This window comes from Micromonospora sp. NPDC048839, from assembly GCF_040649915.1.
Taxonomy (GTDB): Bacteria; Actinomycetota; Actinomycetes; order Mycobacteriales; family Micromonosporaceae; genus Micromonospora.
In genome coordinates this window covers 282,011-302,357 of the sequence record NZ_JBEZGL010000005.1, presented here as the reverse complement: position 1 = coordinate 302,357, position 20,347 = coordinate 282,011, and the positions used below count along the sequence as shown (strand labels likewise).

General features: G+C 72.7%; 15 protein-coding genes. 11 read left to right on the top strand and 4 right to left on the bottom strand.

The window, feature by feature from the left end; translation table 11 throughout:
• Positions 1–56 precede the first annotated feature (56 nt).
• From AB0C25_RS12625 to AB0C25_RS12615, 3 genes are all read right to left on the bottom strand, one after another.
• Positions 57–683, bottom strand: coding sequence for a TetR/AcrR family transcriptional regulator (locus AB0C25_RS12625; protein WP_357372506.1), 627 nt, complete (start codon positions 681–683; stop codon positions 57–59).
• Positions 684–839: 156 nt separating this feature from the next.
• A complete protein-coding gene (locus AB0C25_RS12620) occupies positions 840–2,333 on the bottom strand; it encodes an MFS transporter (RefSeq protein ID WP_357372504.1) in 1,494 nt (497 codons plus the stop codon).
• Between the two features lie 36 nt (positions 2,334–2,369).
• Positions 2,370–3,134 (bottom strand): glucose 1-dehydrogenase, encoded by a 765-nt coding sequence (locus AB0C25_RS12615; protein WP_357372503.1) that lies wholly within the window; start codon positions 3,132–3,134, stop codon positions 2,370–2,372.
• A gap of 336 nt (positions 3,135–3,470) precedes the next feature.
• Between AB0C25_RS12615 and AB0C25_RS12610 the strand changes: the two genes are divergently transcribed.
• Positions 3,471–4,214 carry a DUF2071 domain-containing protein gene (locus AB0C25_RS12610; protein ID WP_357372501.1) on the top strand — a complete coding sequence of 248 codons (744 nt, stop codon included), beginning with the start codon at positions 3,471–3,473 and terminating at the stop codon, positions 4,212–4,214.
• 24 nt (positions 4,215–4,238) lie between these two features.
• Here the strand turns inward: AB0C25_RS12610 and AB0C25_RS12605 are convergent, their stop codons facing one another.
• On the bottom strand, positions 4,239–5,216 hold the full coding sequence (locus AB0C25_RS12605; RefSeq protein WP_357372499.1) for an aldo/keto reductase: 978 nt from the start codon (positions 5,214–5,216) through the stop codon (positions 4,239–4,241).
• 104 nt (positions 5,217–5,320) lie between these two features.
• On the opposite strand from AB0C25_RS12605, the gene AB0C25_RS12600 reads away from it, so the two are divergent.
• From AB0C25_RS12600 to AB0C25_RS12555, 10 genes are all read left to right on the top strand, one after another.
• The gene (locus tag AB0C25_RS12600) at positions 5,321–5,929 is read left to right on the top strand and encodes a dihydrofolate reductase family protein (RefSeq protein WP_357372497.1); all 609 of its coding nucleotides are present in this window, start codon (positions 5,321–5,323) and stop codon (positions 5,927–5,929) included.
• A 137-nt stretch (positions 5,930–6,066) separates the two neighbouring features.
• Complete coding sequence (locus AB0C25_RS12595; protein WP_357372746.1) at positions 6,067–7,332, top strand: GDSL-type esterase/lipase family protein; 1,266 nt, start codon at positions 6,067–6,069, stop codon at positions 7,330–7,332.
• A gap of 163 nt (positions 7,333–7,495) precedes the next feature.
• Positions 7,496–8,098, top strand: coding sequence for a dihydrofolate reductase family protein (locus AB0C25_RS12590; protein ID WP_357372495.1), 603 nt, complete (start codon positions 7,496–7,498; stop codon positions 8,096–8,098).
• A gap of 176 nt (positions 8,099–8,274) precedes the next feature.
• Positions 8,275–9,654, top strand: a complete 1,380-nt coding sequence (locus AB0C25_RS12585; protein WP_357372493.1) for a hypothetical protein — start codon at positions 8,275–8,277, stop codon at positions 9,652–9,654.
• A 60-nt stretch (positions 9,655–9,714) separates the two neighbouring features.
• Positions 9,715–10,941: a MoxR family ATPase gene (locus AB0C25_RS12580; protein ID WP_357372491.1), complete on the top strand. Its 1,227-nt coding sequence runs from the start codon at positions 9,715–9,717 to the stop codon at positions 10,939–10,941.
• Positions 10,938–12,170, top strand: coding sequence for a VWA-like domain-containing protein (locus AB0C25_RS12575; protein WP_357372489.1), 1,233 nt, complete (start codon positions 10,938–10,940; stop codon positions 12,168–12,170). The genes AB0C25_RS12580 and AB0C25_RS12575 overlap by 4 nt, the downstream gene beginning before the upstream one ends.
• A 123-nt stretch (positions 12,171–12,293) precedes the next feature.
• A complete protein-coding gene (locus AB0C25_RS12570; protein ID WP_357372487.1) occupies positions 12,294–13,673 on the top strand; it encodes a cellulase family glycosylhydrolase in 1,380 nt (459 codons plus the stop codon).
• Positions 13,674–13,881: 208 nt separating this feature from the next.
• On the top strand, positions 13,882–16,551 hold the full coding sequence (locus AB0C25_RS12565; protein ID WP_357372744.1) for a carboxylate--amine ligase/circularly permuted type 2 ATP-grasp protein: 2,670 nt from the start codon (positions 13,882–13,884) through the stop codon (positions 16,549–16,551).
• 99 nt (positions 16,552–16,650) lie between these two features.
• The gene (locus tag AB0C25_RS12560; RefSeq protein ID WP_357372485.1) at positions 16,651–18,429 is read left to right on the top strand and encodes an N-acetylglutaminylglutamine amidotransferase; all 1,779 of its coding nucleotides are present in this window, start codon (positions 16,651–16,653) and stop codon (positions 18,427–18,429) included.
• Positions 18,430–20,274 carry a S9 family peptidase gene (locus AB0C25_RS12555; RefSeq protein ID WP_357372483.1) on the top strand — a complete coding sequence of 615 codons (1,845 nt, stop codon included), beginning with the start codon at positions 18,430–18,432 and terminating at the stop codon, positions 20,272–20,274. It abuts the gene before it with no gap.
• The last annotated feature ends 73 nt before the right edge of the window (positions 20,275–20,347 follow it).

The following is a 20,347-nucleotide window of genomic DNA, read 5'->3' as shown; positions in this document are numbered from 1 at the left end:
GGGCATCGGCCCGGATGCGGCCTCTCCGCTCGTCTGGAACCGCGCTCCGCGCGGTGTTACGCCGGCCGGACCTGCGGTGGCGGCCCCTGCAGAGGGGTGCGCGCAGGGGCGCGCATGCCGTCGAGCAGGATCAGGACGACTCGCCGCCACCCGTCCGGTGCCGCGTCGACACCGAGGCAGTGGTCGGTGTCCAGTGCCGCGCGTGAGCAGAGCAGGACGTCCGGCCAGGTCACGTCGACACGGAGAGCACCCGCGGCGTGCGCGCGGTCAGTCAGTTTGGTGACGGCCTCCTGCAGCGCGACGGTGCGCTGCGTGAGCTCGGGTGTTGGCGGCCGGTCGCAGGCCGCGGTGACCTCGGCCAGGCCACGGCTGTCCCGGTGGGCGCCGGCCAGTTCCAGCACGAACTCCACCAGTCCGTCCCACGGATCCGGGCGCTCCAGGCAGGCCCGTGCGGTGTCGCACAACTCGTCGTAGAGGCCGAGCACGGCGTTGTCGAGCAGCGCTTCCTTGGTGCCGAAGCGCCGGTACAGCGTGCCGACTCCCACGCCGGCGGCGGTGGCGATGTCCAGGGCCGAGACGTCGAGCCCGCGGGCGGCGATCGCCTCCCTCGTCGCGATGATCAGCTGGCGTCGGTTGTGCCGCGCGTCCGCGCGGACCCCGGACGCCGGGTCCAGATCAGGCATCCGGAGAGCGTAGCACAAGCGGACGTCGATCGTCCGATTGTTGACCGTACGGCCCATCGGCCGCGCGCCCGACAGATGCGGGTGAGTTCCCGGCTACCAGAAGAGTCGGGAGCCGACGCGGCGACGATCTCGACGATCGCCCAGCCGACCCGCCGCTCAGTGAGCGGGCAGCGGGACGGCGTCCAGCGTGACGTCGTCCGACGCCGGAGTCGGGAGGTGCTCCGGTGCGCCCGCGTTCACCAGGATCGCGGAGACCACGGCCGCGGCCACGACGAAGATGGTGGCCAGCCAGTACGCGGCCGAGTAGCCGTGCATCAGCGCCTGGTTCTGGACGTGGACGGGCGCTGCCGTACCGCCGTGGGTGACCAGGTAGGAGGTGGCGGTACTGGTCGCGACGGTGTTGAGCAGCGCCACGCCGATCGACCCTCCGACCTGTTGCGACGAGCTGATCATTGCGGAGGCGACACCGACGTCCGTGGCGTCGACACCGTGGGTGGAGATGCTCATCGCCGGCATGAACGCGGTGCCGATGCCAATGCCGACCACCGCCTCGGCGATCGCGATCTCCAGGAAGCTGCTGTCCGCGTCGAGCAGGGCGAGCAGCACGAGGCCAGCCGCGCTGACGAGGTAGCCGCCGACCATGATCGGCCGCGGCGCGATCCGGTGCGCGAGCCGGGCGCCGACCTGTGTGGCCCCGAGGGCCTGCAGCACCGCCATCGGCATGAACGCCAACCCGGCCATGACCGGTGACCATCCCTTGACCTGCTGGAAGTAGTAGCTCAGCAGGAGGAACATCCCGAACATGCTGACGATGGCGAGACCCACCGACAGGTAGGCGGCGGCCCGGTTGCGTTCGCTCAGGACGCGCAGCGGGAGCAGCGGGGCCGTCACCCGTGACTGCACCACGACGAAGGCCGTCAGGAGCAGCGCGCCGACCACGAAGGACCCGATGGTCGGACCGGCCAGCCAGCCGTGGCTCTCCGCGGCGCTGAAACCGTAGACCAGGCCGACGAGACCGAGGCTCGCCAGCACCACGCCGGGGATGTCGAGCCGGGAACGGTGTCGCTCACCGTTGTCGTGCACGGTGGCGGTGGCGCCCAGGATCCCGATGACCGCTATCGGAACCAGGATGAACATCGCGAAACGCCAGTTCAGGTACTGGGTGAGCAGACCGCCGGTGATCAGGCCGACGGCGCCACCGGCGATCGAGACCGCAGCGAACACGCCGAAGGCCTTGGCTCGTTCCCGGGGCTGCGTGAACGACAGGGAGATCAGCGAGAGCGCGGCCGGCGCGAGCAGGGCCGCGAAGGCTCCCTGCAACGCCCGAGCGATCAGCAGCATCTCCGCGTTGGCCGCCAGGCCGCCGATCGCCGAGGCGATCGCGAAGCCCGCCAGGGCGATCAGGAAGACGCGCTTGCGTCCCACCATGTCGCCGATCCGGCCCCCGACCAGCAGGAGCCCCCCGAAGGTCAGACCGTACGCGGTGACCACCCACTGACGACTTCCGTCGGTGAAGTGCAGCGCCTGCTGGGCCGAGGGCAGAGCGATGTTCATGACGGCGCCGTCGAGAACGACCATCAGTTGGGCGATGGAGATGAACAGCAGGGCTTTCCACCGTTGAGAGTCCGGTGCGGTGTGCGGAGTCGGCATCGTTGTTCCTTCCGGGGAGGGAGTGGCAGTGGGTCGTCACGCGGCGGTCAGGCCGCCGTCGATCGCGAGCGCGGCGCCAGTGATGAACGGGGCTTCGTCGCTCAGCAGGAAGGCGGCAAGCGCGGCGATCTCGTCGGGTCGCCCGATGCGTCCGACGGGGTGCATGGCGTTGCCCAACTGGAGAGCCTCGTCCGGGTTCGGGCCCAGGTTGCGCCGCAGGAGAGGCGTGTCCACGCCACCGGTGACGAGGGCGTTGACCCGTACACCCGTGGCGGCCACCTCCAGTGCCGCCGAGCGGGTGAGCCCGACCACGCCATGCTTGGCGGCGCTGTAGGAGGCCATGCCGGCCGAGCCGGTGACACCGCTGACGGAGGCGTTGTTCACGATCGAGCCGCCGCCGGAGGCCTGCAGCGCGGGAATCTGGTACCTGAGTCCGAAGAAGACGCTGCTCAGGTTGAGCGCCATCTCGGCGGCCCACGCGTCGTGGCCGATCTCGGTGATCGGACCGATCGCGGTGGCCGCGCCCACGTTGTTGAACACGCCGTCGAGTCGGCCGTAGTGATCGACCGCTCGCTGCACCAGCTTCTCCATCTCGGTGCCGACCGTCACGTCGGTCGGTACGAAGAACGCGTCTCGCCCAGCGGAACGAAGGGTGGCGGCGAGTGCCTCGCCGGCCTCCTTGCCGCGAGCGGCCAGGACGACCTTCGCGCCTTCGGCGGCGACCCGTTCCACCAGGGCCTGCCCCATGCCGGAGGTGGCACCGGTGACCAGAATGACCTTGTTTGCGAAGCGTGCGGGCATGATTGATCCTTCTCTGGGTGTTGAGGCAGGGGTGTTCCACGGGTGAGCACGAGCCGCCCGCGAATCGGCGGTACGGATCGGGCGTGTGCGGTGGCGGACAGCGCTCCGCGGCACTGTCGGAAGATCGCCACCTGGTCATCCGCGGCCGGACGGTCATCGTCCGCTTCAGCGAAGTTAGCCCAAGGGGACGAGCGTCGTCCACTTCTGCTGGCGATCGGCGGAGTGACCCTGGCCATCCCCGCAGCAGGAACAAAAGCGTTCAGCCACCGCCCGACGGATGCGTACGCCGTCGGCCGACCGACACCCGGAGACCACCCGTCGGGGCAGGATGGAAAGGTGGACATCGAGCCGGTCGACCACGCGCCCCGGCAGGCGTTCCCCTGGGCGGTCCTGCGACAGCGCTGGGAGGACCTCACCTTCCTGTACTGGGCCGTCGCCCCGGAGATCGTCGCGCCGTTGCTGCCGGCCGGCACCCGCCCGGACACGATGGACGGCGTGAGCTTCGTCGGCCTGATCGGCTTCCGGATGGTCGGGCTGGGCTTCGGCCGCGGTCCGGGTGTGCCGTATTTCGGCACCTTCGCCGAGACCAACGTCCGGCTCTACTCGGTCGACGACGCCGGCCGGCGAGCCGTGGTGTTCCGCTCGCTCGACGCGTCCCGCCTGGTGCCGGTGCTGGTGGCGCGGGCGACTCTGCGGCTGCCGTACCTCTGGTCGTGGATGCGGTTGGACCACGACGGTGACCGCCGCAGCTACCGGTGCCGGCGACGCTGGCCTGGGCCGGCGGGTACGACGAGCGCGATGGTGGTGCGGGTGGGGGAGCGGATCGCCGACCCGACCCCCCTTGAGCATTTCGTCACCGCGCGCTGGGGCCTGCACACGCGGGCTCACGGGGGCACCCTGCACCTGCCGAACTGGCATCCGCGCTGGCCGCTGCACCGGGCCGAGCTGCTGCACCTGGACGACGAGCTGGTCGCCGCCGCCGGGCTGCCGGCACCGGTCGGGCCGCCGGTCAGCGTGCTCTACTCGCCCGGCGTCGGGGTCAGGTTCGGCCCGCCGGTGGCACTGCGGCGGCCCGGCTGAGCGTTGTGCCGGGCCGCCGCAGCCTCAGTAGCGACCGCCCTCGGGTGCGGGCAGCGCGTCCAGGTCGGCCAGGTCCTCGGCGCTGAGCCGCACGTCGCCGGCGGCGCAGTTGTCCACCAGGTACCTCGGGGTCTTGGTGCCCGGGATCGGGATGACCTGGGCGCCCTGGGCGACCACCCAGGCGAGGGCGACCTGCGCGGGGCTGACCCCGGCCCGGTCGGCGATCTCCCGGACCCGGGCGACGATGGCGAGGTTGGCGCGCAGCGCGTCCTGTTGGAAACGGGGAAGGCCGCGGCGGAAGTCGTCGGCGGGCAGATCGTCGAACGAGGTGAACCGGCCGGCCAGGAAACCGCGACCGAGCGGGGAGAACGGCAGGAAGGCGATGCCCTGCTCGACGCAGTACGGCAGCACCTCGGCCAGCGGGTCGCGGGTCCACAGTGACAACTCGGACTGCACCGATGCCACCGGGTGTACCGCCTGGGCCCGCACGATCTGGGCCACCGTCACCTCGGACAGTCCGATCTGCCGTGCCTTGCCCGCCGCGACGATCTCCGCCATCGCACCCCAGGACTCCTCGATGGGCACCTCCGGGTCGACGCGGTGCAACTGGTAGAGGTCGACGTGGTCGGTGCCGAGCCGGCGCAGGCTGTCGTCGATCGCCGCGCGGATGTGCTCCGGGCGGCCGTTGTTGCCGATCTTCGCGAGGTTGCCGGGGCCACCGGTGGGGGACGTGACCACCAGACCGGCCTTGGTCGCGAGGACGGCCCGCTCACGTTGACCGCCGGCCAGCGCCCGCCCGACCAGTTCCTCGTTGGTGTACGGCCCGTACACGTCGGACGTGTCGATGAGCGTGGCGCCCAGGTCGAGTGCCTGGTGGATGACCGCGATCGAGGTGTCGTCGTCGCGCGGGCCGGTGACGTCGTAGGCGTGGGTCATGCCCATGCAGCCGAGGCCGATGACGCCGACCTCGGGGCCTGCGCTGCCCAGCGTGGTGGTTCGCATGCGCCCCACGCTACGACCCGGCTCGGGCGGCCCGCATGCGGTGTGGCGGGCCAGTAGGGTCGGACCATTGATCGTTGCCTCTGACCTGCGATTGGAGCTGCCACGTGGGGAGCAAGCTGGTGGTGGGGACGTTCCTGTCCCTGGACGGTGTGATGCAGGGCCCCGGCGGGCCCGGCGAGGACGACTCGTTCGGGTTCCCGCACGGCGGGTGGCTGCCGCCGCACGTGGACGAGGGATTCGGCGAGATCATGGGCGGGGTGTTCGACCGCGCGGACGGGTTGCTGCTGGGCCGCAGGTCCTATGACACCCTCTCCGGGCACTGGCCCAACGTCCCCGACGAGGACGGCGGGGCGAAGATCAACAGCATGCCGAAGTACGTGGCGACGCGCAGCCCGATGACCGCCGACTGGCACAACACCGAGGTCTTGGTCGGCGAGGCCGCCGAGACCGTCGCCGCGCTCAAGCAGCGCACCGACGGTGAGCTGCTCGTGCAGGGCAGCAGCGACCTGCTGCGTACTCTGCAGGCCGCGGGGCTGGTCGACGAGTACCGCCTGCTGATTTTCCCGGTCGTCCTCGGCCAGGGAAAGCGGCTCTTCGCCGAGGGGACCGCCCCGGCGGGGCTGCGACTGACCGGCTCGCGTACCACCAGGGCCGGCGTCGTCTACGCCACCTACGAGGTGGCGGGCGAGCCGTCGTACGGCACCGTCCTGTAGCGAAGCGCGGGTAGGGCGGGCGGTTCGGCAGAACACCGTAAGCAGACGGTAAGGCGGCCGGCGCAGGGTGAACCACATCGGCCGCCACGGGCGGCAGTTCACCCACCAAAGCCTCCGGAAGGGACACTCCCGTGTCGATGTCGACAGGCCGCCTCCTCCCCGTACTCACCGCCCTGTTCCTGCTGGCGTCGGCCGCCCCGGCGAACGCCGCGAGCACCGGCCGCGACAACCCGGTCACCTGGTCGGCGGCCTGGTCGGTCGCGCACCACCACCCCGTGCCGGGCAACGACTGGTTCGGCGCGAACTGGTCCGTGCCCGGCTTCGCCGACGAGTCGGTTCGGCAGGTGGTCCGGGTCAGCGCGGCCGGTTCCCGGATCCGGATCCGCGTGTCCAACCGGTACGGCAGCCAACCGCTGCGGCTGACCGGTGCCACCGTGGGCCGGCCGGACGCCGGGGCGGCGGTGCGACCCGGCACCCTGGTCCCGGTGACCTTCGACCGGCGGCGCTCGACCACGGTGGCCGCTGGTGCCGAGGCCACCTCCGACCCGGTGCTCCTGCCGGTACGGGCGTTGGAGGCGCTGACCGTGACGCTGTACTTCGCCGGCGCCACCGGCCCGGCGACCTACCACCAGGACGGGCTCACCAGCACGTACCGCGCGACCGGCGATCACCGCTTAGATCACCGTGGCGCCGTGTTCTCCGGCGAGACCAGCCAGTCGTGGTACCACCTGGCGGGGGTCGACGTCGCCGGGTCGACGCGTACCCGGGGGACGGTGGTGACGTTCGGTGACTCACTGACCGACGGCTACGGTTCCACCCCGGGTGCCGACAACCGCTACCCGGACCAGTTGGCCGAGCACCTGGTCGCCGCCGGCCGCCCGCTGGCCGTGGTCAACGCCGGCATCGGCGGCAACAAGCTGCTCGCCGACTCGTCGTGCTTCGGCGAGCGGGGCGTCGACCGGTTCCGCCGCGACGCCCTCGGACAGCCGGGGGTGCGCTCGGCGGTCGTCCTGATCGGCATCAACGACATCGGTGGCGGCGGCTACCCCGACTTCGGCTGTGGCGCCTCACCCGTGGTGACCGCCGCGCAGCTCATCGACGGTCACCGGGCGCTGATCCGGGCCGCCCACGCCCAGCGGATCACCATCGTCGGCGCCACGATGCCGCCCATCAAGAACGCGACCGGCTACGACACCCCGGCCAACGAGGCGGTCCGCGACGAGGTGAACCACTGGATCCGCACCAGCGGCGCGTACGACGCCGTCGTCGACCTCGACCGGGTCCTCGCCGATCCGGCCGACCGGGACGCGCTACGGCCCGCGTACGACCACGGCGATCACCTGCACCTCAACGACGCCGGGGCGACCGCTGCCGCTGTCGTCGTCGCCGCCCGGATCCGCTGAGCACCAGCTCTCGGCGATTCGGTGGGCTCCAGTCGGCGCGAGGTCGAAAATAGTCAGGTGGACGTGTCGAGAGCGTCGGCGTCGGCTTCGACCACCGGGTGCGGGCCGGGACACATCCGGTCCCACCCGAAGGCAGACACGGCATGGACCAAGGAGTGGATCGATGACGAAGGTGACGACCGGGGCGACGATGTCGTTGGACGGCTACATCGCGAACGCGTCCCACGGTGGCTTCGAGTACCTCTTCCAGTGGTACGACAACGGCGACGTCGAGACGCCGACGGCCAACCCCGCGTTGACGTTCCGGACGTCCGCGGCGAGCGCCCGGCACCTGCGGGAGCTCACCGAGCGGACCGGGGTGCTGGTCGTCGGCCGGCGGCTGTTCGACATGACCAAGGGGTGGGGTGGCCGGCACCCGATGGACGTTCCCGTCGTGGTCGTCACGCACAGCGTGCCGGCGGGGTGGGAGCCGGAGAGTGAGTCCTTCGTGTTCGTCACCGACGGCATCGCCAGCGCCCTCGAGCGGGCGAAGGCGCTGGCCGGCGGCAAGGAGGTGGGCGTCAACGGTGGCACCATCGCGGCCCAGGTCGTCGAGGCCGGCCTGCTCGACGAGGTGCACGTCGATCTCGTGCCGGTGGTGCTCGGCAGCGGCATCCCCCTGTTCGCCGACCTGAGGATCGCGCCCCTGCAACTCGACGGCCCCCTGCGCGTCGTCGAGGGCAACGGCGTCACCCACCTGGCCTACGCGGTACGTCCGACGGCCTGAGCGCCGCGGGGACCGGCCCGGTCGGGTCGGTCCCCGCCCGACCTGACGCCGGGTCCGCTGCTCTGCGCGCCACCGCCGGCTCTGGCGGACCCGGGACCCGGGGCGGTATGCTCCGCCGCGATGATCACTTCCTCTCGTTTCAGATTGGGGGTCCGATCCGCGAACGGTGAGTGCTGATGCACTCCCGGGCCGCGGATGCGGATTCTCGACTGTCCTGCTGGCGGCGCGTGCGCGAGTTCGCCGTGCCGCCGTCCATGATCGAGCGAGCGGGTGCTCGCCGCCTGGTCGGTGACTGGGGTGGGGCGTGTGCCGCCGCGCGTGTCGATGCCGACCTCAGCCTGCGAGCGGTCGCCCACCGCCACGGTCGAGAGTTGGCGGCACGGCTTCGGGCGGACCTCCGTCACCTGGCCCCTGACCTGCTGCGCTGGCACCTACCGAGGGTCGCCCCCGATGGTCTGCTGCGTCCGGGCCTGACCATCTCGCTGATCCGGTACGACCCGGAGCAGCCCACCGGTGGCACGGTGCACCTGGTGGCCCGTACTCCGCCGGCCTGGGCGGATGCCGGGCAACGGATCAGCCTCGGACTGTGGGAGGGGTCCGGCCGACATCCGCACCCCGACAAGCGGTTCCGCCTCGACCTGCACCGCCACCTGTTCGACGCGCGCCGGACCACGGAGTTGCGCACCCGATCGGGCGCGGGCCGGGCCTCGGTCCCACCCGAGGGCGTCCCCGACGAACTGGTGACGACTGTCGACGCGTACCGGTACGCGATCGACCGGTGGCGAGCCGAGGCGGCGCTTCTGCTCGCGGCCGAGGGACGGACCAACGGTGCCGTCGCGGTGCGGCTCGGCACCGGACGCCGGCTGGTCCTGCCCCCCGACCCACGAGCTGGTGTGGTGGCGGGCGCGGATGACGAGCGGTCAGCCCTGGCGCGGGTCGGCCCGCGGGCGGGCGGGACCGGGCTGCCGGTGCTGCCCGACGCGGCGACCTGGGTGCTGCCCGACCTGGCGCTGCTGCGCGCCGGGCTGATCGAGCCGGCCGAACTGCATCCCCTGGTCGCGGCGGCGCTGGTGCCCGAACGTCAGGTGTCCACCCGCCCGGCGGCGTCGGATCGGGCCTCGGCACCGCGCCTGGTGCCGTGCCGAGGCGCCCTGCATCGCATCGGCCTGGTCGACGGGGTGCTCGCCGCGCTGGACCACGACCCGGCCGAGATCCGCCGGGAGGAGCTGCTGGCCGCGCTCACCGGGACCCCGCTGCCCTGCCTGCGGGCCATCGACGAGGCGCACCGACAACCGGAGTGCCTTCCCGACGTGCGGGCGCGGCTCGACCACGGCGACACCGCCGGCGCGCTGGCCACCGTCGAGGCCCTGCTCGGCCCCGAGGCGCTGCTGCGCGACGGCGCCCTGCGCGACGAACTCGAGTCCGCCGCGCAGCGGCGGATCAACCACGGCCTGTTCCGGGCCGGCCTGATCGGGGCCGGGCGCGGCCCCACCGCCGACGGACCCCGCCGCTCGGGCGTGCGCCGGCGGCGCACGCGCCAGGCGACATCCGGCTGACCGAACACCGGCTCTTCCCGGTACGACTCCCACCGCACCCAACGCCAACCCAAAAAGGTGATGACCATGCCTGCGTCCAGTCCCCAACTCGATGTCGCCGACGACCTGATCGCTCTGCTGAGCGCGACCACCACCGAACCCCGTACCGACATCCAGCTGTCGGCCCTGACGCTGACCGTGGCGGCGGATCTGCCCGTCCTGCTCTGGGGAGCGCCCGGCATCGGCAAGACGGCGGCCCTGACCCACCTGGCCGCGACCCTGGACCTTCCCCTGACGACAGTCGTCGCCAGCGTCCACGAGCCGTCCGACTTCTCGGGACTGCCGATCGTCGGCGACGACCCGGCGAACCAGGGCGTCCCGATGGCCCCGCCGGACTGGGCGGTGCGCCTGGTCCGGGCGGGTCGGGGCCTGCTGTTCCTCGACGAGTTGTCCACCGCGCCGCCCGCCGTCCAGGCCGCCCTGCTGCGCCTCGTCCTGGAGCGCCGCGTCGGCGCCCTGCGGCTGCCACCCGGCGTACGGATCGTCGCCGCCGCCAACCCACGGTCGTCGGCCGCCGAGGGATGGGAGCTGAGTCCACCGTTGGCCAACCGCTTCGTCCATCTGCAGTGGACCCACGACCACGAGATCGTCGTACGCGGACTCGGTGGCACCTGGCCGCGTGCGGCGCTGCCCCGGCTCGACCCGGACCTGCTGCCGGAGGCCGTCACCTTCGCCCGCCGGGCGGTGTGCGGTCTGCTGTCCGTCCGTCCGGATCTCGTGCACCGGCTGCCCACCACCGACGCCGCCCGGGGCGGGCCGTGGCCGTCCCCGCGGAGCTGGGAGATGGCGCTGCGCCTGACCGCCTTCGCGACGGCGGCGGGCGTCTCCCGTGAGGTGCTGTCGCTCCTGGTCCGGGGCACGGTCGGCGACGGCCCCGGATTGGAGCTGCTGGCCAGCATGGATCGGATGGACCTGCCCGACCCGGAGGACCTGCTGGCTGACCCGGCCGCGGCGGTGCTGCCCGAGCGGGGGGATCTGCGGCAGGCCGTGTTGGACGCCGTGGTGGCCGCGGTCCGCAACCGCCCGGAGCGGTCCCGGTGGGACGCGGCGTGGGTGCTGTTGGCGCGGGCCGTGGACACGGGCCCGCCGGACCTGGTGGTGGTCCCCGCGACCACTCTCGCCAGCCTGCGCCGCGAGGACTGGGACGTGCCCGCGACGATCGAACGCCTCGCCGGGGCGGTGTCGCTGTCCCGGCGAGCCGACCAGGTGGCGACCCGGATCGCGGCCACCGCCGGGGCCGGGCGATGAACGCGGGCGTCCGGACGACGCTCGACGTCGACAAGCTGTACGCCGCCCGCCTGTACGCCGCCCGGGTGCGTCCCTACCTGGCGACCGCGTTGTTCGCCCTGCACCCGGTGGCGTCGCGGCAGGTGCCGACGATGGCGGTGGACCGGCACTGGCGCTGCTACGTCTCGCCGACGTTCGTGGACCGCACCCCGTTGGAGCAACTCGCCGGGGTGTGGGTGCACGAGGTGTCGCATCTGCTGCGCGACCACCATGGCCGCGGTGACCGGGTCGCCCGGGACCGGGGGCTCAACGGCCCGGGGGAGCGGCTGCGCATGAACATCGCCGCGGACTGCGAGATCAACGACGACGTCTTCGGTGACGGGTTGACGATGCCCGAGGGCGCCGTCGAGCCGGCGTCGCTGGGCCTCCGCCCGGGGGAGTTGATGGAGGACTACCTGCGCCAGTTCGGGCTGGGTCCGCGTACGCAGGGTCTGGTCTGGTTGGACTGTGGCAGTGGCGCGGACGGGCTGGAACGGGAGTGGGACCTGGGACCGGACGGCGCACAGGGCCTCAGCGAGCAGGAGCGCGACGCGGTCCGGTTCCGGGTGGCGGAGGGCATCACCGGCCGCCCCGGATCCGTGCCTCAGGGGTGGCGACGGTGGGCGGAGCAGGCGTTCCACCCACCGCAGCCGTGGCGTGACCTGCTGGGGGCGGCGGTCCGCTCGGCGGCGGTGGCGGCCGGGACCGGTACGGACCACAGCTACGGCCGGCCGTCCCGGCGGTCCCAGGGCGTGCCGGGCGTGATTCTGCCCAGCCTGCGCCGCCGACCTCCGACGGTCTGCGTCATCGTCGACACGTCCGGGTCGGTCAGCGACGCCGAGTTGGGTAGCGCGCTGCTTGAGGTGGCGGCGATATCCCGGGCCGTGGGCGGTCGACGCGACCTGGTGAGCGTGGTGCCGTGCGACGCGGCGGCCCGGGCGGTGCACGCACTGTGTCGCGCGGAGGAGATCCCGCTGATCGGCGGTGGTGGCACGGATCTGCGGACCGGGTTCACCCGTGCGCAGCGGGTCCGGCCGGACGTCATCGTGGCGCTCACCGACGGGCAGACGCCCTGGCCGCGCGCCCGCCCGGTGGCGCGGACGGTGGTGGGCCTCTTTCCCCGGGGCCGGGGGTCGTGGACCGAGGACGCGGACCGCGTGCCGCTCAGGCCACCGGAGTGGGCGCGGGTGGTGACCATCGGGCCGCACTGAGTCCGAGCAGCCGAGAAAATCAGTGGCCCGACCTTGAACTGCATAGCCGATGATCGATACTGTCGGCCGCAGGCGCCGCCCCGCCCCAGGCCATCACCGTCGATCGACCGAAGCGGGTTCACCATGCGCGCACTGAGACTTGTCACGACTCTGGCCGTCGCCGGCCTGCTCGCCGGTGCGGTGGCGACAGTCGCCACACCGGCCAGCGCGGCGACCGCCGTGTTCTCCGTGACCAACAACTGGGGCAACGGCTACCAGGGGCAGGTCACCGTCACCAACAACACCTCCGCCCAGATCAACAGTTGGCGCGTCGAGTTCGACCTGCCGGCCGGATCGAGCGTCAACCAGTCGTGGAACGCCCAGCAGACGACCTCCGGCAGCCACTACACCTTCACCAACGTGTCCTGGAACGGCGCGCTCGCCGCCGGGGCCTCGACGTCGTTCGGCTTTCTCGTCAACGGCACCGGCACTCCGCTCAACTGCACGGTGAACGGCGCGTCCTGCACCGGTGGCACGCCACCGACGACGGCGCCACCGACCACGTTGCCCCCGACGACCACTCCGCCCACGACTCCGCCACCGACCACCCCGCCGCCGAGCACCGGCACACCCGTCGAGCGGCACGGGCAGCTCCGGGTCTGCGGCACGACGATGTGCGACAGGTCCGGCGCGCGGGTGCAGTTGCGCGGCATCAGCAGCATGTGGCTCAACTGGGAGACCGCCCCGTACGCCGAGAATCTCTCCGCGCTCAGGTGGATGCGGGACAACTGGAACCTCCAGGTGATCCGCGCGGCCATGGGCGTGGAGCCGGCCGGCGCGTACCTGAGTGACCCGGCCAGGGCGCGGGCGCAGGTGGAGACCATCATCAACAACGCGGTCACCGCCGGGGTGTACGTGATCGTCGACTGGCACGCGCACGAGGCGCAGAACAACCAGTCCCAGGCGGTGGCGTTCTTCGGCGACCTGGCCCGCCGCTACGGCCACCTGCCCAACGTCATCTGGGAGCCGTACAACGAGCCGTTGCAGGTGAGCTGGACCAGCGTCATCAAGCCGTACCACCAGGCGGTGGTCTCCGCGATCCGCGCCGCCGACCCGGACAACATCGTCGTGCTCGGCACACCGACCTGGTCGCAGGACGTGGACGTGGCGGCGGCCAGCCCGGTGAGCGGCACCAACCTGATGTACACCCTGCACTTCTACTCGTGCACGCACGGCGCGTCGCTGCGGGCCAAGGGTGACGCGGCGATCCGTGCCGGCCTCGCGCTCTTCGTCACCGAGTGGGGCGCCAGCAACGCCGATGGCGGGCTCGACGGACGCTCCTGCCTGCCCGAGGCGCAGTCCTGGATCGACTGGATGAGGGCGAACGGCATCTCCTGGACGGCGTGGAAGCTCGACGTCGGCACCGACACGACGAACCTGCTCAGCCCCGGCGCGCCGGTGACCGGCGGGTGGAGCAACTACCTGCACGGCCACGCGCCGTTCGTGGTGGCGAACATGAGGTAACCCGGCCGCGCACGCTTGATCAACTCCAGATCGCCAATGTCGGGGTGTCCGCTGCGGCGCGACACCCCGACATCGCGGTGTTCCGCCATCGCTGAGTGGCCCGAGGCAGAACGGTCCGCCACCTTAACGCACCGGAAACACGCCCGGTACCAAACCTGGGAACGCTCGTCGGACAGCCACGACCACCGATACGCGAACCGGGGTGACCATGGCCGACAACACCACGAACGTGCCGACGTTCGACGGGCCGACCAGCCGGTCCGGCAACGGCCGGGCAGTGCCCACGCCGCGCGCCAACACGGCCGCGACCCTCGACGACGGCGACCCGGCGGATCTCGCCACGCTCGGTGTGGAGGAGGAGTTCCACGTCGTCGACCTGCACACCAGGGAGCTGGTGCCCCGGGCGGGAGAGTTGCTCGACCGGCTGCCGGCCGACTCGTTCACCGCGGAGTTGCACCGCAGCGTGGTGGAGACCAACACCGCGGTCTGCCGCACCCTGGACGAGATCCGCGCCGAGCTGACCCGGCTGCGCCGGCTGGCCGTGCAGGTCGCCGACCGGGCCGGGCTGGGCATCGTGGCGGCCGGTACGGTGCCGTTGCGTGCCGACGGCGACCCGAGCGTCACCCCGACCTCCCGGTACCGGCGGATGCTCGACGAGTACCAGCTGCTCGCGCGGGAGCAGTTGATCTGCGGCGCGCAGGTGCACGTCGGGGTGACCGACCGGGACCTGGCCGTCGCGGTCACCCGCCGGGTCCAGCCGTGGCTGCCGGTGCTGCTCGCCCTGTCGACCAGCTCGCCGTACTGGATGGGTCAGGACAGCGGCTACGCCAGCATGCGGTCGCTGGTCTGGCAGCGCTGGCCCACGGCGGGTGACCCGGGCGAGGTGACCAGCGCGGCGGATCACGAGGCCCTGGTCGCCGAGCTGATCTCCTCCGAGACGATCACCGACCCCGCCATGATCTACTTCGATGTCCGGCCGTCGGCGCACGTCCCCACCGTGGAGCTGCGCATCACCGACGCCAACGCCGACGTGGAGACCATCGTCCTGCTCACCGGCCTGTTCCGGGCGTTGGTCCGGCGGGAGGTCGCCGCCCTGCGCGCCGGGGTGGAGCGCACCGCCGTGCGGCCCCCGGTGCTGCGAGCCGCCGTGTGGCGGGCGGCCCGCTCCGGCCTGGAGGGTGACCTGCTCGACCTACCCCGCTCGGCCCGGCCGGTGCCGGCCGCCGAGGCGGTCCGCCGCCTGGTGACCGACCTGCGCCCGCAACTGGAGGCGACCGGTGACTGGGAGCAGATCCGGGAGCTGACCCGGTACGCCCTGGAGCGCGGTAGCTCCGCCGCGCGGCAGCGGCGGGCGTACGAGCGTCGCGGCCGGCTGGCCGACGTGGTGGACCTGCTCCTCGATGAGACCCGGGGCCGGGTCCGCGAGACGCTGCCGGGTGCGCACACACCACCGGAGCTGCCCACGTACGCCGATGCCGGTGACGAGGTCTTCGGAGCGGTCGGGCCGGAGCCGGCGTACGCCCCGATCCTGGCGGCCCTGCGCCACCTCGGTGCCGGCGCCCTCCGTCAGCGGGAGCACGACCGGGACGAGGAGCAGCGCGCGCGGGGCGTGACGTTCAGCGTGGCCGGTGAGGCGAGCACCCGGCTCTTCCCGGTCGACCTGGTGCCTCGCGTGGTGCCGGCCGCCGACTGGCGGACCCTGCGCACCGGCCTGGTGCAGCGTGCCCACGCCCTGGACGCGTTCCTCCGGGACGTCTACGGCGACCGGGCCGTGGTGGCCGACGGCGTGGTGCCGGCGTGGGTGGTGGAGTCCTCACCCGGGTTGCGCCCGACCGGCGCGCTGATGGGCCGGCGGGGCACCCGCGCCCAGGTGTCCGGGACCGACCTGGTCCGGGACCCGGACGGCGGCTGGTACGTCCTGGAGGACAACCTGCGGGTGCCCTCCGGGATCGGCTACGCGGTGCAGAACCGCCGGCTCACCCAGGCGGTGCTCCCGGAGCTGCCGGTGCCCGACGACCTGCTGCCCGCCGACGAGACGCCCGCGATGCTGTACCGGGCGCTGATCGCCGCCGCGCCCGCTGCGGCCGACGATCCCGCCGTGGTGGTCCTCAGCAGCGGCCCGGGTGACCCCGCGTGGTTCGAGCACCGGTTGCTCGCCGACGAGATGGCGGTGCCACTGACCGAGACCAGCGACCTGCTGGTGGAGGAGGGTCGGGTCTGGTTGGTCCGGGCCGGCATCCGCAGCCGGGTCGACGTGATCTACCTACGGATGGACGAGGAGGCGCTGCTGCACGCGCCCGGCGCCGACGGGGTGCCGCTGGGCTGGCCGTTGCTCGCCGCGGTGCACGCCGGGCGGCTCACGCTCGCCAACGCGCTGGGCAACGGCGTCGGCGACGACAAGGCGCTGTACGCGTACGTGCCCCGACTGATCGAGTACTACCTGGGCGAGAAGCCCCTGCTGGGGGACGTGCCGACGTACCTGTGTGGGCTGCCCGAGCAGCGGGCCGAGGTGCTGGACCGGCTCGACCAGTTGGTGCTCAAGCCGGTCGACGGGTACGGCGGCGACCGCGTGGTGATCGGCCCGCGGGCCGAGGCGGAGGAGCTGGACGCCGTCCGGGAGCAGATCCTCGCGGCCCCGCACCGGTGGATCGCCCAGGAGATGGTCTCGCTCACCACCCACCCGGTCTTCGACGGGACGGCTCTCGTTCCCCGCCACGTCGACCTGCGGGCCTTCGTGTTCCTCGGCGAGCAGGCCGAGGTCGCGCCGGTGGCGCTGACCAGGGTCGCACCCGCCGGCAGCATGATCGTCAACTCGTCGCGAGGCGGTGGGTCGAAGGACACCTGGCTGCTCGGTGGAGACGAGCAGAATTCGGTGTAACGCACGGTTGACCAACCCGTCATCGGTTCGCAACCCGGTCCGCCAAACCTGGACCGGTCAGCGGCCCGAGCGGATCCGAGCCGATGAGAGGTGAGTGCCATGTGCGGTATCGGAGGCGAGTTACGCCTCGACGGGACGCCACCGGACGTTGCCGCCGTCGAGCGGATGCTCCCCGTCCTGGCCCCCCGAGGCCCGGACGGTGCGGGTGTGTGGCAGCACGGGCCGGCGGCCCTGGTGCACCGCCGGTTGCGCATCATCGACCTCTCCGACGCCGGCGCCCAGCCGATGGTCGACCCCGAACTGGGCCTGGCCCTGGTCTTCAACGGCTGCATCTACAACTACCGGGAGCTGCGCGACGAGCTGACCGGCCTCGGCTACTCCTTCCGGTCGACCTCCGACACCGAGGTGATCCTCAAGGCGTACCACAGGTGGGGGACGGCCTGCGTCGAACGGTTCTACGGGATGTTCGCGTTCGCCCTGGTCGAGCTGGCCACGCACACCCTGGTGCTGGCCCGCGACCGGCTCGGCATCAAGCCGCTCTACGTGTCCGAGGGGCCGGGACGGGTCCGCTTCGCCTCGACCCTGCCGGCGTTGCTCGCCGCCGGTGACGTGGACACCGACCTCGACCCGGTGGCGCTGCACCACTACATGACCTTCCACTCGGTGGTGCCCCCACCGCGCACGATCCTCGCCGGGGTCCGCAAGCTCCCACCGGCCACCGTGCGGGTGATCACCGCGGACGGCCGGAGCACCGACACGCTCTACTGGCAGCCGCAGTTCAACCGGGCCGCGGCCGACCCGATGTCCGCCGACGAATGGCAGGAACGGCTCATGGCGGCGTTGCGCACCGCCGTACGCCGACGGATGGTCGCCGACGTGCCGGTCGGGGTGCTGCTCTCCGGCGGGCTCGACTCCAGCCTGATCGTCGCGCTGCTGGCCGAGCAGGGCCAGACCGGGCTGGCCACCTTCAGCATCGGGTTCGAGGCGGCGGCGGGGGAGAGCGGCGACGAGTTCCACTACTCCGACCTGGTGGCCCGCCACTTCGACACCGACCACCAGCAGATCCGCATCGGTGCCAGCCGGTTCGTCCCCGCCGTGCACGACGCCATCGCGGCGATGAGCGAGCCGATGGTCAGCCACGACTGCGTCGCGTTCCACCTGCTCTCCGAGGAGGTCTCGCAGCGCATCACGGTGGTGCAGTCCGGGCAGGGCGCCGACGAGATCCTGGCCGGCTACGACTGGTACCCGCCGATGGCCAACGTGGCCCGCGCGGACGCCGTCGAGGCGTACGCCCAGGTGTTCTTCGACCGTCGGCACGACGCGCTCGGCGGGCACCTGGCGCCCGAGTGGATGCTCGACCACGACGCGAGCCTGGAGTTCGTCGCCGCCCACTTCGGCGCGCCCGGCGCGGACACCGCGCTGGACGCGGCGCTGCGCCAGGACAGCCTGGTGATGCTCGTCGACGATCCGGTCAAACGGGTCGACAACATGACGATGGCCTGGGGGTTGGAGGCGCGCGTGCCGTTCCTCGACCACGAGGTGGTCGAGCTGGCCGCGGCCTGCCCACCCGCGCTGAAGCTGGCCCAGGGCGGCAAGGGCGTGCTCAAGGCGGCGAGCCGGGGCATCGTCCCGGACGAGGTGATCGACCGGCCGAAGGGCTACTTCCCGGTCCCCGCCATCCGGCACCTCTCCGGCCCACTGCTCGACGACGTCCGGGACGCGCTGACCGCCCAGCCGGCGCGCGAGCGGGGGCTGTTCCGCAAGGACTACCTGGAGGAGTTGCTGGACGCGCCGAACGCCCGGCGGACCACGCTGGGCTCCAACGCGCTCTGGCAGCTCGGGCTGCTGGAGCTCTGGTTGCAGCGGATCGGGGTTTAGATGATCGTTCGGACCGAGGTGCCGCGTACCGTCTGGCGGACCCGACCGGCCAGCCCTGCGCCGGCGGTGCCGGTGCCCGTGGGCGAGGAGTACCGTCCGGCGCCGTCGCCCGACGGCCGCCGGATCGCGTACCTCTCCGACCAGGGCGGCAGCCCACGAGTCTGGGTCCGCGACGTCGACACCGCCGAGGCCGTCGTGCTGCCCACCGGTGACGAGCCGGTGCTGGCGCTGAGCTGGTCCCCGGACGGGCGGTGGCTGGCCTGCGTCGTCGCCCCCGGTGGCGCGCCCCGCACCGAGCTGTGGGTGCTGCGCCCGGACGGTTCGCGACGCCGGCAGGTCGCCGGGTTCGGCAGGTGCAGCGCCGCGCTGGCCGGCTGGCTGCCCGACGGCGCGGTCCTGATGGTCACCGAGACCGACGAGCGGGGCCGGGCCGTCCTGGTCGACGCGGGCACCGGGCACCGGCGGGTGCTCGCCGAGGGTGACCTGCTCACCCTCCTGGACGTGACCCCGGACGCCGGTGCCGCCCTGCTGCGCCGTGGCCCCCGCAACGCCCGGTGGCTGGAGCTGCTCGACGTGGCGACAGGCGAACAGCTGCGGTTGTTCCCGGACACCGGCCAGGGCAGCACCGACCAGGGCTGGTTCGGCCCGGACGGCACCAGCGTGCTGGCCCGTACCGACGCGTTCTCGGAGCTGGCCGCGCTGGTACGGGTCGACCTGACCCGACCGGAGCGGACGCCGACCCGGCTCGCCGGGCGACCGGACGCCGAGTTGGAGCACGCCGCTCCGAGCACGGACGGCCGCCGTGTCGCGCTGCTGTGGAACACCTACGGCGGGCGCAGCGAGCTGGGCCTGCTCGACCTCACCGACGGCGTGCAGCGGGCCGTCGGCGCTCCTGGGGAGGTGCTCGACGACGCCGTGTTCGCCGCCGGCGGCGACCTGCTCTGCCTGACCGCGCAGGGGCCGGTGCAGCCCCGGGAGGTCTGGCTCGTCGACCCGTCGTCCGGCGCGCTGCGCCCGTTGCGGCCGAGCGCCCCGCCCACCGGCACGAGCGGCGGCGGGGTCGCGCCACAACTTGTCGACCTGCGTGCCCAGGACGGGTTGCCGCTCTCCGGCTGGCTCTACCGCCCGGCCGGCCCGGGTCCCTGGCCGACCGCGATCAGCCTGCACGGTGGCCCGGAGGCGCAGGAGCGCCCCGGCTACAACCCGCTGTTCCAGGCCCTCGTGGCGCAGGGTGTCGCCGTGTTCGCGCCGAACGTCCGCGGGTCGTCCGGGTTCGGCCGCTCCTTCGTCGCCGCCGACAACCTCGCCGGCCGCTACGGTGCGATCGCCGACGTGGCGGCCTGCGCCGAGTTCCTCGTCGACGCCGGTGTCGCCCGGCCCGGTCAGCTCGGCTGTCTGGGCCGCTCCTACGGCGGTTACCTGGTCCTCGCGGTGCTGGTGAACTTCCCCGGGCTGTTCGCCGCCGGGGTCGCCGAGTGCGGCATCTCCGACTTCCACACCTTCTACGCCGGCACCGAGCCGTGGATCGCCGCCGCCGCCGTCAGCAAGTACGGCGATCCACGGCGGGACGCGGAGCTGCTGCGTGACCTGTCGCCGCTGACCCACATCGACCGGCTGGACGTGCCGGTGCTGCTCATCCACGGCGCGAACGACACGAACGTGCCGGCCGGCGAGTCGGCGCAGGTGGCGCGGGCCCTCGCCGCCCGGGTCGTGCCGCACCGGCACCTGGTGCTCACCGGCGAGGGGCACGACTTCCTGGCGCGGGCCAACCAGGAGGCGGCCCGGACGGCCACCGCCGCCTGGCTGACCCGGCACCTCGCCGCGACCGCGGCCACCGTCGGCTGAGCTGACCCGGCACCTCGCCGCGACCGCGGCCACCGTCGGCTGAGCTGACCCGGCACCTCGCCGCGACTGCGGC

Coding starts and splice junctions, on each gene's coding strand:
- AB0C25_RS12615 (WP_357372503.1), bottom strand. CDS start 3,134: ATGCCCGCACGCTTCGCAAACAAGGTCATTCTGGTCACCGGTGCCACC.
- AB0C25_RS12575 (WP_357372489.1), top strand. CDS start 10,938: ATGAACGCGGGCGTCCGGACGACGCTCGACGTCGACAAGCTGTACGCC.
- AB0C25_RS12605 (WP_357372499.1), bottom strand. CDS start 5,216: ATGCGAACCACCACGCTGGGCAGCGCAGGCCCCGAGGTCGGCGTCATC.
- AB0C25_RS12560 (WP_357372485.1), top strand. CDS start 16,651: ATGTGCGGTATCGGAGGCGAGTTACGCCTCGACGGGACGCCACCGGAC.
- AB0C25_RS12590 (WP_357372495.1), top strand. CDS start 7,496: ATGACGAAGGTGACGACCGGGGCGACGATGTCGTTGGACGGCTACATC.
- AB0C25_RS12620 (WP_357372504.1), bottom strand. CDS start 2,333: ATGCCGACTCCGCACACCGCACCGGACTCTCAACGGTGGAAAGCCCTG.
- AB0C25_RS12570 (WP_357372487.1), top strand. CDS start 12,294: ATGCGCGCACTGAGACTTGTCACGACTCTGGCCGTCGCCGGCCTGCTC.
- AB0C25_RS12555 (WP_357372483.1), top strand. CDS start 18,430: ATGATCGTTCGGACCGAGGTGCCGCGTACCGTCTGGCGGACCCGACCG.
- AB0C25_RS12625 (WP_357372506.1), bottom strand. CDS start 683: ATGCCTGATCTGGACCCGGCGTCCGGGGTCCGCGCGGACGCGCGGCAC.
- AB0C25_RS12580 (WP_357372491.1), top strand. CDS start 9,715: ATGACCATGCCTGCGTCCAGTCCCCAACTCGATGTCGCCGACGACCTG.
- AB0C25_RS12595 (WP_357372746.1), top strand. CDS start 6,067: ATGTCGACAGGCCGCCTCCTCCCCGTACTCACCGCCCTGTTCCTGCTG.
- AB0C25_RS12585 (WP_357372493.1), top strand. CDS start 8,275: ATGCACTCCCGGGCCGCGGATGCGGATTCTCGACTGTCCTGCTGGCGG.
- AB0C25_RS12565 (WP_357372744.1), top strand. CDS start 13,882: ATGGCCGACAACACCACGAACGTGCCGACGTTCGACGGGCCGACCAGC.